Annotated in this window: 10 protein-coding genes; 3 read left to right on the top strand and 7 right to left on the bottom strand. The window is 74.4% G+C overall.

Annotated elements, in window-relative coordinates:
• Positions 1-140 precede the first annotated feature (140 nt).
• The 4 genes from ACFVSN_RS00480 to ACFVSN_RS00495 all read right to left on the bottom strand — a co-directional run bounded on the left by ACFVSN_RS00480 (position 141) and on the right by ACFVSN_RS00495 (position 7,266).
• Positions 141-2,222: an ATP-binding protein gene (locus ACFVSN_RS00480; protein WP_387593867.1), complete on the bottom strand. Its 2,082-nt coding sequence runs from the start codon at positions 2,220-2,222 to the stop codon at positions 141-143.
• Positions 2,219-2,929 (bottom strand): DUF4255 domain-containing protein, encoded by a 711-nt coding sequence (locus tag ACFVSN_RS00485; protein WP_387593869.1) that lies wholly within the window; start codon positions 2,927-2,929, stop codon positions 2,219-2,221. Before ACFVSN_RS00485 ends, ACFVSN_RS00480 begins: the two co-directional genes overlap by 4 nt.
• Positions 2,930-3,023: 94 nt before the next feature.
• A complete protein-coding gene (locus ACFVSN_RS00490) occupies positions 3,024-6,287 on the bottom strand; it encodes a hypothetical protein (RefSeq protein ID WP_387593871.1) in 3,264 nt (1,087 codons plus the stop codon).
• Between the two features lie 181 nt (positions 6,288-6,468).
• Positions 6,469-7,266, bottom strand: a complete 798-nt coding sequence (locus tag ACFVSN_RS00495; RefSeq protein ID WP_387593872.1) for a response regulator transcription factor — start codon at positions 7,264-7,266, stop codon at positions 6,469-6,471.
• A gap of 235 nt (positions 7,267-7,501) precedes the next feature.
• On the opposite strand from ACFVSN_RS00495, the gene ACFVSN_RS00500 reads away from it, so the two are divergent.
• Together ACFVSN_RS00500 and ACFVSN_RS00505 are read left to right on the top strand one after the other, a co-directional pair.
• Positions 7,502-8,869, top strand: a complete 1,368-nt coding sequence (locus tag ACFVSN_RS00500) for a hydrolytic protein (RefSeq protein WP_387593874.1) — start codon at positions 7,502-7,504, stop codon at positions 8,867-8,869.
• A 616-nt stretch (positions 8,870-9,485) separates the two neighbouring features.
• Positions 9,486-10,121, top strand: a complete 636-nt coding sequence (locus ACFVSN_RS00505; RefSeq protein WP_380438632.1) for a hypothetical protein — start codon at positions 9,486-9,488, stop codon at positions 10,119-10,121.
• A 583-nt stretch (positions 10,122-10,704) separates the two neighbouring features.
• Here the strand turns inward: ACFVSN_RS00505 and ACFVSN_RS00510 are convergent.
• Genes ACFVSN_RS00510 through tgmA form a run of 3 tightly spaced genes read right to left on the bottom strand, consistent with a single transcriptional unit; the run spans position 10,705 to position 13,096 of the window.
• Positions 10,705-11,808, bottom strand: a complete 1,104-nt coding sequence (locus ACFVSN_RS00510) for a methyltransferase domain-containing protein (RefSeq protein WP_387593876.1) — start codon at positions 11,806-11,808, stop codon at positions 10,705-10,707.
• Positions 11,805-12,818, bottom strand: coding sequence for an MvdC/MvdD family ATP grasp protein (locus tag ACFVSN_RS00515; protein ID WP_387593878.1), 1,014 nt, complete (start codon positions 12,816-12,818; stop codon positions 11,805-11,807). Before ACFVSN_RS00515 ends, ACFVSN_RS00510 begins: the two co-directional genes overlap by 4 nt.
• Before the next feature lie 2 nt (positions 12,819-12,820).
• Positions 12,821-13,096, bottom strand: coding sequence for a putative ATP-grasp-modified RiPP (gene tgmA / locus ACFVSN_RS00520; RefSeq protein WP_387593880.1), 276 nt, complete (start codon positions 13,094-13,096; stop codon positions 12,821-12,823).
• 271 nt (positions 13,097-13,367) lie between these two features.
• Here tgmA and ACFVSN_RS00525 point away from each other — a divergent pair, with 271 nt between their 5' ends.
• Complete coding sequence (locus tag ACFVSN_RS00525) at positions 13,368-14,684, top strand: helix-turn-helix transcriptional regulator (RefSeq protein WP_387593882.1); 1,317 nt, start codon at positions 13,368-13,370, stop codon at positions 14,682-14,684.
• Positions 14,685-14,693 lie beyond the last annotated feature (9 nt).

Genomic DNA, 14,693 nt, shown 5'->3' on the forward strand with positions numbered 1-14,693 from the left:
CGCTCCTTCGGGTGGCCGGTCGGTCGCCCCCGAGTCTGCTGCCGCGCGGCGCCCGGGGACATGTCCCACGGTCCCCGACCGGGGGCAGGGAGGACTGTCCCCGGCGGGCACTCCCAACCGTCGCCTCCGGCACAGCGGGCTCAGCCGTGCCCGGCGTCCCCGAGGACTCCGAGCCACGGCCCGAACTCGCTCTCCAGCACCAGCCGGCCCAGCTTGCGGTACTCGCCGACCACCGCCGCGACCAGTTGCGCCATGCCCAGCGGGGCACCCGTCCCGGCGGCCAGGTAGGCCGCGGAGACCGCGCAGGCCCGGATGGAGCCGCCGGTGAGCTCGAAGCTCCGGGCGCAGAAGTCCAGGTCGAGGTCGTCGCCGCGCGGCAGCCACGGCCCGAGGCAGCGGTCCCACAGCAGGCGCCGCTGCGCCTCGTCCGGCAGCGGGAACTCCGCGATGACGTCCAGCCGCCGGGTGAACGCGTCGTCGAGGTTGGCGCGCAGGTTGGACGTCAGGACGGCGATGCCCTCGAAGGACTCCATGCGCTGGAGCAGGTAGGCCGTCTCCAGGTTGGCGTGGCGGTCGTGGGCGTCCTCGACCTTGGAGCGCTTGCCGAACAGCGCGTCCGCCTCGTCGAACAGCAGGACGCCGTTCACCTGGGCGGCCTCGGTGAAGACGCGTTCCAGGTTCTTCTCGGTCTCGCCGATGTACTTGTCCACGACGGTGGAGAGCTCCACGACGTACAGCTCCATGCCGAGCTCGGCGGCGACCACCTCCGCCGACATCGTCTTGCCGGTGCCCGACTCCCCCGCGAACAGGGCGATCACGCCGTTCCCCCGGCCGCCGCCGGGCCGCATCCGCCACTGCCCGAGCACCTGGTCGCGGTGGCGGGCCCGCAGCACGAGCTCGCGCAGCCGGGCCTCGGTGGGCGGCGGCAGCACCAGGTCGGACCAGCCGACCCCGGGCTCGATCCGCCGGGCGAGGCGGGCCAGACCGGCCGCGTTCTGGGCCCGGACGGCGGCCCGCACGTCGTCGGCGCACACCGGCCGCCGCTCGGCGGCCGCCGTCCTGGCCGCCACGGTGGCGGCCCGCCGCAACTTCTCGCGGTCGAGCCGGTAGGCGGCCACCGCCTCCGCCAACTCCTCGCTCAGCGGCTTCGGTTCGTCCTCCTCCGGCACACCTCCCAGTGCGCGGGCCCACTGCTCGGCCAGCCCGTGCGCCTCCGGCGGGGGGACGGTGACGACCACCGGGCTCTCGTCGGCCCAGGCCGGGTCCCACACCTGCGGGCCGTGCACGATCAGCGGGACGCCGGCGAGCGCGGCGCACAGCTCGCGCAACAGGGCGGCCCGCTCGGGCCGTTCGGGTTCGAGCCGGTCCAGCGGTCCGAGCACCACGCCGCTCCCGCCGAGGCGCGCCTCGCGGGCGAGCACGCGCACGACGGCGCCCGGCGGACGGGCGGCCAGCGCGGCGGCGTCCACGACGAGGGGCGGACGTCCGTCGGCTGCCAGGGCGGCCACCGCCAGGGGGCCGGCGTGGCCGCTCCGGTCCAGGAGGTGCACCAGCCCGCCGTCCGCCGCGAGCGCGCGCAGACGGTCGACGGGCTCCGCGGTGCCGGAAGCGGGCGCTGCGGCGCCAGGGGCGGCCCGACGGGCCAGCCCGGCGAGTACGTCGTCCGGCTCGTCGTCGCCGAGCAGGTGGGCCGCCACGCGGTCCGGTACGCGCAGCGCGCGGGAGAGCAGCGGGCGCTCCGGCTCGGTGATCTCCAGGAGGTCCGCGGCGATCAGCGGGGCCCGCGCGGAGAACCGGAGGCGGCCGGCGCCGGCGGCGGGCAGTCCGCACAGGTCGAGGGCCAGGCCGATGGTCGCCCGGCGCTGGGTCAGGTCGTCGTTGAGGTAGCCGTAGAGCTGCTCGAAGCGGGTGTCGAGGTCGGGGGCGAGGGCCACCAGGAGGAGGTCCAGGTCCACCGGGAGCAGTCCGAAGGCCGCGCAGAGCCGGGCGAGCCGTGAGCCGGGCGGCGGCGGGTCCGTGTTCTCATCGCTGCGGCCCCTTGCGGCGGGGGCCGCCAGGATCCGCTCGACCGCCTCCGGGCCGAGGTACTGGCCGCGGTAGGGGTCGTCCGGGTCGGGGTCGGCGGCGCGGCGCTCGTGGACGGCGGTGCGGACGCGCTGCTCGACCCGGTGCAGCCGTTCCCACAGGTGGTCGGCCGGGGCACCGGCGCGCGACCGGCTCACCGCGTCCCGCCGCGCGGTCGGCGGCCCGGTGGCAGTCCGCGCTCCCGGGGCGCGGCGAAGCCGTCCGGGCCCGGGTCCGCGCCGCCGCGGTAGCGCAGTCGGCGGCCCGGGTGCTCGGCGGGCGCCGGGTGCTCCCGGGTGGTGTCCTCGGCGCGCACGACGAGCCCCTCGGTGACGGGCGGCCCGGCGGGGCTGAGCGCACCGGGCAGCGGGGCGAGCACCCTCAGGTCGATCGAGGGCCGCATCTCCCCGCCGAGCGCGGACCACACGTCGGACACCGACGGCAGGCCCGAGTCGCGCCCGGCGATGTCGAGGCCGACGGTCAGCCCGAGCCGGGCGAGCGTGCCGGTCAGGACCCGGGCGGGCAGCGCGTCCACGGCCGTGAGACACTGCAACACCTCGGCCAGCAGCCGGTGTTCGTCCTGCGGCCGGTTGGTCCAGACGGTGACCAGGTAGGCCAGTTCGAACCAGCGGGGCGCGGCCCGGTGGCCGACCACCACGCCGTCCTCGTCGTACTCGGCGACGGCGCCGGCCTGCCGGCGGGCCGTGTCCTCGCGCATCCCGTAGAGGAACACGTCGACCGTCGGCGCGACCCGCCGGGCCGCCATGTCCCGCGTGGGCGCGTCGAACACCACCTCGACGCCGCGCTCCGGCAGACCGGCCTCGGCGAGCAGCAGGCGCAACGCCTCGTCGACCTCGTGGATCACCGCCGCACCGCCTCCCCCGACCGACCGTTCCGGTCACCCGTCACGTCCTCGCCACCCCTCCCGGCCTCGCCGCCGACCACGCCGGCCACGCCGATCACCGCCGCTCCACCTCCCCCGGCGGGCCGATACTGCCCTCCACGACGAGGAACGGGCAGGTCACCGGCGAGAACCCGGGACCGTCGGCGGTGATGGTCCGCGGACCCGTCTCGTCCTTGGCAAGGATCAGCAGCTGCCCGGCGAACGTCCCGTCCGCCCGCGGGTAGGTGGGCGCCGCCGCGGCGGTGATGCCGGGCTGCCAGGTGAACCGCACCGGCGCGCCGGGCGGGAAGTCCACGCCGCGGACGGACGTGACGAAGCCGGGCTTGCCGATCGGTGGCACCGCGACGATGCGGGGCTGCAGGATGCGCAGCGGGGTGCTCGCCCGGTGCGGTCCCGGTTCGGCGTCGGTGCCGGTGGTGGTGAGTTCGGCGGTGATGGTGGTGTCGAGCGCCGCTACCGGGGACAGCACCACGCGGACCACCTGGCTGCGGCCGGGCCGCAGGTCGGCGAGCGCACACGTCCCGGCCCGGCAGCCCGGGGGCAGGGCCTCGGTGGGCACGCCCGGGGGCAGCCCGAGGGACAGGCGCAGCCCGGTGGCGAGGGCCTGGCCGGCGTTGCGCACGGTGTAGGTGACGGTGACGTGGCCGCCGACGTAGCCGGGGTTGGGCTGGGCCGCGATGGCCACGCCGGGGCCGGCCGCGGGCTGGGGGCCCGGCTGCCCGTGCGGGTCGGTCGAGCCGGGCGGTGGCGCGGGGGCCGGCGACGTGGGCGTCGGGCTCGGCGTTGCCGTGGGCGAAGGCGTCGGCGTGGGCGTGGGCGAAGGAGTCGCCGTGGGCGAAGGCGTCGGCGACGGGCTCGGCGCGTCCTGCACCGGCAGGATCGTCTCGGCGAAGTCGTCCTCCGGGTTCGGGTCGACGACCGTCCCGGTGACGCTCCAGCCGAACGGCTGCGGCCCGCTGCGGGTGCCGATCAGCGTGGCCGTCACCCGGACCTCCGCGCCCGGCGCCAGGGTGCCGAGGTCGCAGCGCAGCGCGCCGGCGTCGCACGTCCCGACCGGGGTCTTCAGCCCGCCGAGCCGGGCGCCGGTCGGCACCGAGACCGTGAGGACGGTGCCGGGCGAGGGCGCGGGGCCCTTGTTGGTGACGGTGACGGGCACGTCCGTGGCGGTGCCGACGGGGACGTCGGGGGTCCGGGCGGGCGCCTTCAGCGCGAGGTCGACGGACTGCTGGACGGACGGCTCCTTCTGGCGTCCCGGCAGCCGGCGGTCGAGCGGGGTGAGCGTGCCGGCGGCGAAGTCGTAGACGCCGAGCCCCTCGGGCGAGTTAGGCGGCAGGGCCCGGCGCGAGGTGAGCACCAGCTGCGCGCCGTTCGCCGTCCAGGCGACGTCGCGGGGCTGGTACGGGCCGGTGGCGGAGGTGTCGGGCAGCGTGCGGGTGCAGGCGCCCTTGTCGTCGCGGAGCCCGGCGGGCAGGACGACCGTGCAGTCGGCGCCGGTGGGCGAGGTGACCAGCACGCCGTCCTGCCGGTTGTTCCCGCCGTCGCCCGCCTTGCGGTTGAAGGCGATGCGGCGGCCGTCGGGCGAGAACACGGGGCTGTCGTCGATGACGTTGCAGGTGCCCGGGCAGATCGCCTTGCTGAGGTCGGCCTGGCGGGTGAGGTCGTCGGCGGGCACGGTCCAGACGTGCAGGTTGCCCGCGTTGCCGTTGACCACGGCCGTCCTGGAGAAGGCGATCAGCTTGCCGTCGGGGGACCAGAAGGGCTCGCCGTCCGAGGCCCCCTGCTGTCCGGCCGGCGGCTCGACGGTGCCCACGACGGCGCCCGTGGACACGTCCGCGATCAGAATCCGGCCCGGCCGCGCGGGCGTCTGGCCACCGCCCGGGGCGCTGCGGCTGAACACGATCAGCTTGCCGTCCGGCGAGAGCGACGGGTCGGTGTCGCGGTCGTCGGGGCGGCGCCCGGCCAGGTTCATCGGGTGCGGATTCGAGCCGTCGGCGTCGGCGAGCCAGATCCGTTCGATCCGGCCGGCCGGGGAGTCCTCGTAGCGGGTCACCACGATCTGGCGGCCGTCGGGCGTGTAGGCCTGCCGCTCGAACCAGGGGTCGTACCCGGGGCGGGGGTGGAAGAGCGGGTCGGCCGCCGGGTCGGTGCTGGTGTTGGTGTCGGCGGCCGGGTCCTCCCTCAGCACGCTGATGCCGAGGTCGCGCGGGTCGGCGCCGTCGGGGAGGACGTCCTGGACGTCGGCGACGTCGGAGGCGGACGCGCTGGTCTGCTCCACCACCGGGCCGCCCTGGGCCTGGGTGCCGAGCCAGGTCGGCGTGGCGATCAACCGGTCGGTGCTGTAGAGCAGTTGGGGCGCGGTGCAGTCGCAGGTCGGCGCGCGGTAGAGGTTCACGACCGGCGGCTGCGGCGGATCCGCCGGGGGTTTGGGGGTGGCCACGTCGGGGCTGAGGAAGAGGACGCCGGTGCCGTCCGCCAGCCAGGAGGCGGAGCCGGTCTTCCAGGTCGAGCCGGTACCGGGGAAGAAGGCCTTCTCCCCGCCGGTGGGCGAGGTGAGGATGAGCGTCCGGCCCTTCTCGCCCTGGTCCCAGGTGTAGACGATCTGGTTGCGGTGCTCGTTGTCGTCGAGCGGGTTCCAGGTCGGGTCGACGGCGTTCCCGCTGGTCACGGTGGTGATCCTGGTCGGGGGCCCGCCGGCGAACGGCCGCAGGTAGATCTGGGTGTGCGCCGGGTCGCCGGTGCACGCGTACGCGACCCACTTGCCGTCCGGCGAGACCGTCGGGTGCGTCTCGTCAGCCGCGCCGTCGGTCAGCCGCCGCAGGCCGCCGCCGTCCCGGTTCACCACCCACAGGACGTGCTGGGACGTGCTGCCCGTCCCGGTGGGCTCCAGCGCCTCGAAGACGACGGCCTTGCCGTCCGGCGCGAGCGCGGGGTGGGCGGTGTCCATGCCGGTGGTCAGCCGGTGCACCGCGCCGGCCGCGTCGCGCAGGTACACCTGCGGCAACGGGCCGTCGCGCAGGCTCGTGAAGACCAGCTCGCCGCCGCGGGCCGAGGGGTCCTGGTCGAAGTGGACCGGGCCCGGACCGAACAGCGGCGTGCTGTCCGCCGTGCCGGTCACCCGGCCGAGGCCGCGGTGGTTCGTGCCGGCGAAGACGATCCGTCCACCGGGCGCGTCGGCCGTCACGGCCGGGGCGGCCCGGCCGCCCGACCCGCCGGGGGCGGAACCCAGGGTCAGCACGGCCGCCGCCAGCGCGAGCAGGACGGCGACGGCGGCCCGGGCCGGCCGCCGGTTGGAGCGGGGAGTGCCGGTGGCGCCGGTCACGCTCGACCTCACAGGTTGCAGGGGCGGTCTCCCCGGCAGTCTCACCGGCCCGCGCGCCCGGGAACAGGGCCCGGGCACCCGATCCGGGGGTAGCGGCCGCTGTCCCCGGAGGGCAGGACGCGGCGGTCCCGGGGCCCGCCCGCCGACGGGGGTTCGAAGGCGGGCCCCGGTGCACCGCCCCTCAGATGAGCCCGCGCCGCATCGCGAACCCGACCGCGTGCGCCCGGTTGCGCAGGCCCAGCCGCGTGATGATCTCGTGCAGCACGTTCTTGACGGTGCGTTCGGAGTAGGAGGTCTTGGCGGCGATCTCGCTCGTGTCGAAGCCCTCCGCCACCAGCCGCAGCATCTCCACCTCCCGGGCCGTCAGTGTCGACAGGGTCAGCCCGCGCCCGTCGAGCATCGTGCGCTGGAGCACCCCGATCCGGTCGAGCAGTTCGCCGAGCAGGTCCCCGGGCATCACGCCCTCACCGTTGGCGAGGGCGGTGATGAGGTGCACCAGCCGGTCCTGGTCCGCCTCCGAGCGCCGCAGCACCGCGGCGACCCCGTACTCGACGATCGTCTGCAGCCCGCCCGCCTCGAAATGGCCCACCACCAGGCCTATTCGGCCCGAGGTGGCGAGCCGCAGCCGGCGCAGCCGCTCGGCCACCACGTCGGTCAGGGCGTCCACCACCAGCAGGGAGACGTCCGCCTTCCCCGCGTCCGCCTCGCTCAGCAGCTCCACTTCCGGTCGCTGGCGCAGTTGCTGGACCACACCGGTCTGCAGGATGAGGTCCTCCGCGTACACGGCCACGCGCACCTGGCCCGGCCTGCCCGGCACCTGGCCCGCCGCGCCGGACGGTCGGCCCGCCGCGCCGCGCACCGGCTGGACGGGGACGCGCCCCGCGTCGGAGGGACGGGCGCTGCCGGACCGTGGCGCCACCGGGGCCCGCCGGGTGGTGACGGCCTCCTCGCGGGACGTATCGGTCGACGTCGACGTCATCGAACACTCCATTCTGCAGTGGACCTGCGATGTGACGGCCGTCCGCCGCGGGGCGGGACCGGCCGTTGGCCTGAGGGGGGCACCCGGCTCGCGCGCTGCTGCGCGGCGGCACCGGACGGGGGTGCGTCGTTCGCCCATGACGAGGGCGGCCTGTCCGCGCGGGGCAAGGGGTGCGGCCCGCGGCTTGCCCGCACGGCCCTCTCCGCGGACGGGCCGGCGGTCCTACCGTCACGCTATGACCACATCCGCCGAACTCGGCCTGCCCACACTGACGGTGGCGCCCGGTGGCGTGGCCACCACGACGCTGACCGTGCGCAACGGTCTCGACATCGTCGAGGCGTACTCGCTGGAGGTCGTCGGCGACTGCGCCGCCTGGACGACGGTCGAGCCGGCCCGCGTCTCCCTCTACCCCGGGACGTCCACGACGGTGACGGTGCGCCTCGCCCCGCCCCGGTCGCCCGCCGCGCGCGCCGGTGAATTCCCGCTCGGGATCCGGGTGTTGCCGACGGAGCGCCCCGAGCTGGTGACGGTCCCGGAGACCACCGTCACGGTGACCCCGTTCCAGGAGCTCCAGGCCGCGATCGCCCCGCGCCGCCGCCGCGGCTGGCTGCGCGGGCGCTACCGGACGTCGGTGCGCAACCTCGGGAACGCCCCCGGCAGCGTGGTGTTCACGCCCGGGCAGGCCGGTGAGGACCTGCGGTTCAAGGTCACCCCGGAGAAGCTGCGCCTCGAACCCGGCGAGTCCGGGGAGGTGCGGCTGCGGGCACGCGCCCGCAAGCTGATCTGGTTCGGCAAGCAGGCGTCCTGGCCGTTCGAGGTCACGGTGGGCCCGGAGGAGGTCAAGCCGCCCGGGAAGGAGTCGGCCGACACCCCCGCCGAGGTTCCGACGGCGGCTCAGCGCCCCGTCCTCGGCGGCGAGTTCCTCCAGCTCCCGATCTTCCCCAAGTGGCTGCTCGCCCTCCTGGCGGCACTGATCGCGCTGCTGCTGGCGTGGTTCGCCCTCGTCCGCCCGGCGGTGCGCAGCTCCGCGAAGCAGGCCGCCGAACAGGCCGTCGCGCAGCAGAGCGCCACCCCCGGCCCGGCCACCGGCGCGGAGCCGGGAGCCCCGGCCCCCGGCGGCACCCCCAACCAGGGGAAGCCCGGCGCCGGCCAGCCGAGTGCGGGGCAGCCGGGAGCCGGGCAGCCGACCAGCGGCAGCCGCGGCGGCCCCGGCCCGGGCCTGGCGGTGCCGGGCACCGGGCAGCAGAGCTCCGCCACGATCGACGTGCAGACCGCGAACGCCACTTCGTCGTCCGGCAGTTACCAGGTGCCGCACGGCAAGGTGTTCGACATCACCGACGTCGTGGCCAGCAACTTCCAGGGGGACCAGGGGCAGTTGACCATCACGGCCGGCAAGCAGACGATCATCACCATCGCGCTGGAGACCTTCCGCAACCAGGACTACCACTGGGTGACTCCCATCCAGGTCCCCGAGGACCAGGCCGTGACGGTGAACGTGACCTGTGAGGCGCCCGGCACCCCGGCCTCCGGCAAGCAGGCGCCGACGTGCCACGAACTCCTCAACGTCAGCGGAACGTTGAGCGACATCAGGCAGGGAAACTGAATCGGCGTGCACCTTTCCGGTCCGGTTCCCCCGGGGAACCGGACCGGAAAGGTGCACCCGGCGCCCCACCCGTGTCAACGGGCCCCTTCCGCCGGAACGGGCCCGCCCACCTCCGCGATCTCCCCCTGCCCCATCCCCTCCCGCGCCCCGTGACCATGTCAACACTCGGTGGACACCCTTGCTCGTTCGGGCACCTACTGCCAACTCCGGCCGACCGGCCCCCGCACACCCACCTGCCCTCCCGGGGAACCCTGTAGGGCCCCGGCGGGCAGCGAGCCCGTCCCGCGCGGACGGCCGGCTGTGCCCCGACGCGCTCCTGACGTTCCGTCGATCCGGAGTTAGCGTTGCGTTGATCCCACACCAAAGACGGCACCAGGGCCGCACGTCCACCAAATCACCACAAGACCGGACCGCTACACGAAGGAAACCCCACTCGACGCACGCGACCCCCTGGCTCGCCGGCCCGCGGAGCCGACAGCCGATCGCGATCGGATCCCGGCGCCCGGCTCCTCACACCCTCCGGTCGTGCGCACGGTTGCGCACGGTTGTGCCCGTTCGGGCAGCCTGTGCCATGATCGTCTGCCGTCATGCCGTCAGGTCGACCTCGGGGGGACACATGAGCCGGATCAACTGCCCGCAATGCGGGACGCTCGACCAGGTGCGGAGCGTTCCCAGCGTCTACGAGTCGCAGACCAGCACGTACTCCGGGACCAGCACCGGCTACTCCTCCGGCGTCGCGTACGCGCGCGGGGTCGGGGTGGTCCCGAGCTTCGGCAGCTCGACCGTCCACAGCTCCGGCTCCACCAGCAGTCTGCTGGCGTCCCACATCGCGCCGCCGCCCCCGCCGCGGCTCGTCCGGCCGAGCGGCGGGTGCGCACTGGCGATCGTCGTGGCCGTCGCGGCGGCCTGGGCGCTCGCCATGCTGCCGTTGTTGACGTCCGGCGACAAGGGCGCCGGGCAGAACTCGGCGATCGCGTTCACCGTCCTGGGCGGCCCGTTCGTCCTCGCGGCGGTGTTGCTGATCATCCAGCGCTCGAGGACCCGCCGGCGCTCGCAGAAGGCCTTCGAGGCACATTCCGTGGTGTACCCGTCCTTCGCGACCGCCTGGAGCGCCGCCTACCTGTGCCTGCGCTGCCACGTCGCGTACGTGCCGGAGGGCGCCCTCGGAATCGGCGCCTCACCGGCCGTCCCGGTCCACCGCTTCCCGGACCTGGTCGCCAGTACGGCGGCCCGGCTGCGCGGCGAGATGTGACGAGCACCTCCCGTCAGGGGACCGGCCGGTGGCCGTGCCGTGCGGGACGCCCCTTTCCAGCCCTGTGTTCTCGGCGCCCATGGGCCGCGTCCCGGTGACCTGATCGGACATCTCGATCCCGCGCCGGCCCGGGGCGACCGACCGCGCGCCTCCCGGCGGAAGAGCTCCGAGCCACGGGCACCGCGCGATTTCTCCGTGGTGACGATCAGGAAGGTCCGGTACTCGCGGGCCATCGCCTCGCACGCGGGACTGCCGCCGAACAGCGACTCCAGGAGTCCGTCCAGGTCGTACCCCAGCACACGGTCCTCGGCCGCCGCGTCGATCCCGTCCCCGTGGAACTCCGCGACGATGCCGATGGCGATGATCCGCACCAGCGCGACGTACCGCTCCCAGCTGGTGAACTCGGGAACCACACAACGGACGTACTCCCAAGCACAGGCCAGGACCTCGGCCCGGGTCCCGGCCGGGAGATCCGGTCCCCTGAGATCGGAGTCGAACTCACTCGGATAGAACCAGGCATCCGAGCTCGCGGGCCTCGTGACCATCGGGCGCTTCAGGGCTTCAGGGGACCTTGTCCGATCGGCTACCCGTTCCGGGCACCGAGCACCCAGCCCGGGCCGCCGGGCCCGTCGAGCCAGACCCGCTGATCGTCCCCGGCGATGGTGAGGCCGTAGCGACCCCGGTCCGGGCGGTCGTGGTCCTCGTACGTGCGGTGGGCGGCTTCGAGCTCGGACCACAGCCGACGCGGCCCGCTCTCGCGCACGCTGCCGTCGGCCCGGAGCTCGGCGATCGATCCGCAGGGCGCCCAGACGCAGGCGCCGACCGGCCGACCGGCATCCGACAGTTCGTAGGTCCAGCCCAGCCGGCCGAGGGCGACGCCGACCAGGAAGCGGAAGTTCTCGTCCACCACCGCATCGGCCCCGACCTCGCTCGCCCGGCCATCACCACCAGGCAGCCTCGGGCGACGGATGATCCCGCTGTCCCCCGCCGCGCGGAGCGGCATGAAGTACGCGCCGGTGGCGAGGAACCGCCCACGGGCCTGCCCGGGGCCCGTCCTCTCGGCACGCACGACACCCGCCCCGAGCGGAGCCACGATCACACCGCCGTCGGCGAGCCCCGACAACCAGGCAGCCGGGATGCGGCCGATCCCACAGGTCGCGATGATCCCGCCGAACGCACCATCGGCGGCCGCAGCACCGTCAGCGGTGACGACTGTCGGCCGGTAGCGCGTCATGCCGAGCCGGCGCCGGGCCTCGGCCGTCACGTCCGGATCGACGTCGACGGTCACGACCCGATCGGAGCCGTAACGGTGGGCGAGCAGGGCGGCGTTGTAACCGGTCCCGGCGCCGATCTCCTTCACCCGGCCGTCGCCGAACTCGCCGAGGGCCTCCAGCATCGCGGCCATGAGGGACGGCTGCGTGGACGACGACGCGGCATTGCCGCCGATCAGGTGCGTGACGAGCGGCCGGTCCTCGTATACGGCCGCCAGCCACCCGGGGTCGTCCCGGCAGACGCGCTCCTGCCGGCCGTCCGGCCCCTGCCGGTAGAAGTACGGCACGAAGACGTGCCGGGGCACATCCCGGAACGCGCGCTCCCACGCGGGGTCGTTCAGGGAGCCGCCCGCGACGAGCGCGTCGACGAGGGCGCCATGGAGGGTGTCGGCGCCCGGCTCGGTGGTGGAGGTCACGCGGTGCCCTTCTGCAACAGATCCGCCAGCGCGGTGGTGACGGCGGCACGGGTGCAGTCGATCCACGCCCACTGTCCGCCTGGGTTGACGTCGACCAGCCAGTGCGTCCCGGCCCGGTCGACGATCAGGTCGACGGCGGCGAAGACGAGTCCGAGCCGCCACAGCATGTCCAGGATGCCCGTCCGGGTCGCGGCCGGCAGGCCGATCGGCGCGTACGTCAGCCGTTTCGAGTCGGTGCGCCAGTCCAGCCGCCCCGGCCCGTCGGGAGCGTCGATCCGCACCGGGAAGACCCTCCCGGCCACGCACGTGACGCGGACCTCGTACGCCTTGTCGGTGATCTCCCGCTGGAACAGGTGCGCGGTCAGGGAGACCCGCGGTTCGTCCCACCGGTCGGGCGGGACTCGGGTGGTGTAGATCTGCCCGCGCTTGCCGTCCTCGGTGTGGACGATGCCGCCGAGGACCTTCGTGACGATCCGTCCACCGCAGCGCTCGGCGAAGTCCCGGACCGCTTCCGGGTCGTTGGTGACCAGGGTCGCGGGCACGTGCAGCCCGGCCTCGGCCGCCGCCGTGAGCTGCGCGGGCTTGGTGCAGTCCGCGTTCCGTTCGGGCCGGTTGACCCACAGGACGTGCGGCAGCGAACCGAGGACGCCGGCCAGGCCACGCTTGGCCTGCCCGGCGGCGAACCGCCGTTCAGGGCCGGACATGGTGGCCGGGAACCGGAAGGCGGTGGGCTTGCGCCACCACACGCAGGCCAGCTCGGAGAGGTCGACCCCGCCCGTCGCCCCCGCCAGTGTGCCGCCCCACGCCCCGTCGGGCCGGAGCTCCGCCGACACGGTCGTGCGCTGCGGGAAGTCAGCCAGGTCGGTCCGCCAGAACGGAACGCCCCGGGCGTTGAGTTCGCGCAGGACGTGGTCGGCGGTGGGGTCCAGGTCGTGGGTGATGACGAGCACGCGCGGCGAGGTGCCCCGCGTGCTCCCGGTGCACGTGCCGGTACCGGTGCGGATGGCCATCGTCAGTCGTCGTTCTGGTCGAAGTCGACGCTGATGACGGTCTGCCCGTCGCTCTCGGTCTGGCAGCCGGACGTTTCCGCGGTCGGCAGATCCAGGGCCGGACGACCGTCGATCAGCGACAGCTGCGTGCGGGGGTCGAGTCCGACCGGAGGCAACGGCACGACGGTCACGGGGTTGGTGACGGCGTCGAGCCCGAACGGGCGGGTGGCGAGCGGGCCGGGCGGCTCGGTGTCGACGTCGAGGTTCAGCGTGGGCAGGCGGTCGGTCAGGACGGACATGATCGGCTCCTTCTCGGGCTCGGAACGCGCCCAGGCGATGGCTGTCGCGAGCAACGTCGGAAAGGGTCTTCGATGACCTGACGTCCATGCCCGATGACCGGCGCGCGTCGCTTCGACGACCAGCTCCGTCCGCTTCGCAGGGGAACGTGTCGGCGCGTGTCGAGTACATCGCCAACCCGGTATCCCGCAAAAGACGTTGCCCGTAGTCCCGGGGTTGTCCCGGCCTCGCGCGCTGTAGGCTTCCCGTCACCGTCGATGATGGAATTGGCCCGTGGACGACCCGATCCGACACCCCCTCGCCTACGCCCGTGAACTGCGCGGGTGGTCACAGAGCGACCTCGTCGTCTCCCTCGACCGGGCCGCCCGCAGGCACGGACTCCGCTCCGGCACGGACAAGACGGCCGTCAGCCGGTGGGAGAACCGGCGCAAGCGGCCGAACCCGGATACGCAACTCCTGCTCGCGGAAGCCTTCGACGTCCCGATCGCCGACATCGAGCTGTACGGCTGGCCCGACTGGCTGCCCGGAAGCGAAGTCCCGCTGCCACTGGGGGCGGCGTACGCCGTCCAAGCACTTCGAGACGCACAGAGAGCCGCCATGGACCGCCGCAGCTTCATGACCTTCAGCGCCGCCGCACTGGCCGGCCTCGCCGCACAGTGGGCGTCGATCGAGCCGGATCGCCTGCCTTCCGCCCTCGCCGGCAGCACAGCCGTGGACCCCGGGCTCGTGGACTGGCTGGAGGAGACCAGCACGAAGCTGACGACCCTGCCCACCGAGCAGCGCCAGCACACGATCAAGCTGATGGACGCCCACCTCGTCACCGTCACCGACCTGATCGACGGCGGCCGCCACACGGAGCCCGTCGCCAAGCGACTGCACCTGCTGGCCGCTTCACTGGCCACCACCTGCGGCTGGTACCGCTTCGACCAGGGCAGGCACTTCGCGGCGGGGAAGCTCTGGGCGGGCGCCCTGCAAGCCGCGAATGCCGCGGGCGACCGCGACTTCGGCGCCGGTGTGCTCTCCGACTTCGCCTACCAGTCGAACTGGACCGGCCGGCCGGACGTCTCGGTCGACCAGCTCGGCCACGCCCTCTCCGGGACGAGGCACCCCACCGCCCGGTCGCTGCTCTTCCTCCGGCGGGCCAGGGCCCACGCGGCGCTCGGCGAACGCTCCGCGTGCTACCGCGACCTGTCCGCCGCCGAGGTGGCCCTGTCGACCCGGGTCGACGATCCCGCACCGGCCTGGTGCGCTTGGATGGGCCCCGCCGATCTCGCCGTCGACTCCGGCCAATGCCTCCTGGACCTCGGCCGGGCCGACGAAGCGTGCCTCCGGATGGCCGAGGGCATGTCCCTCCTGCCCAAGTCGCGGGACAAGACGCGCGGCATCTTCCTGACCTACCAGGCCAAGGGATTCCTGCGGTCCAACGACGTCGACCAGGCACTCGCCGTCACCACCGAATCCCTCGACCTGGCCACCCGGATCGGCGCCGAGCGGTGCGTCGCCCTGGTCCGCGAGCTCGCACCCGCGTTCAGGCCGTACCGCCGGGTCGACGGCGTCGCCGAGTTCGTCGACCGGGTCCGGGCCGCCTAGAGGACGGCG

This window comes from Kitasatospora sp. NPDC057904 (genome assembly GCF_042887925.1).
Classification (GTDB): domain Bacteria; phylum Actinomycetota; class Actinomycetes; order Streptomycetales; family Streptomycetaceae; genus Kitasatospora.

What these genes read in the sequence shown, in the direction of transcription:
- ACFVSN_RS00500 (WP_387593874.1), top strand. Translation starts at nt 7,502, where the DNA reads ATGACCACATCCGCCGAACTCGGCCTGCCCACACTGACGGTGGCGCCC.
- ACFVSN_RS00515 (WP_387593878.1), bottom strand. Translation starts at nt 12,818, where the DNA reads ATGGCCATCCGCACCGGTACCGGCACGTGCACCGGGAGCACGCGGGGC.
- ACFVSN_RS00495 (WP_387593872.1), bottom strand. Translation starts at nt 7,266, where the DNA reads ATGACGTCGACGTCGACCGATACGTCCCGCGAGGAGGCCGTCACCACC.
- ACFVSN_RS00505 (WP_380438632.1), top strand. Translation starts at nt 9,486, where the DNA reads ATGAGCCGGATCAACTGCCCGCAATGCGGGACGCTCGACCAGGTGCGG.
- tgmA (WP_387593880.1), bottom strand. Translation starts at nt 13,096, where the DNA reads ATGTCCGTCCTGACCGACCGCCTGCCCACGCTGAACCTCGACGTCGAC.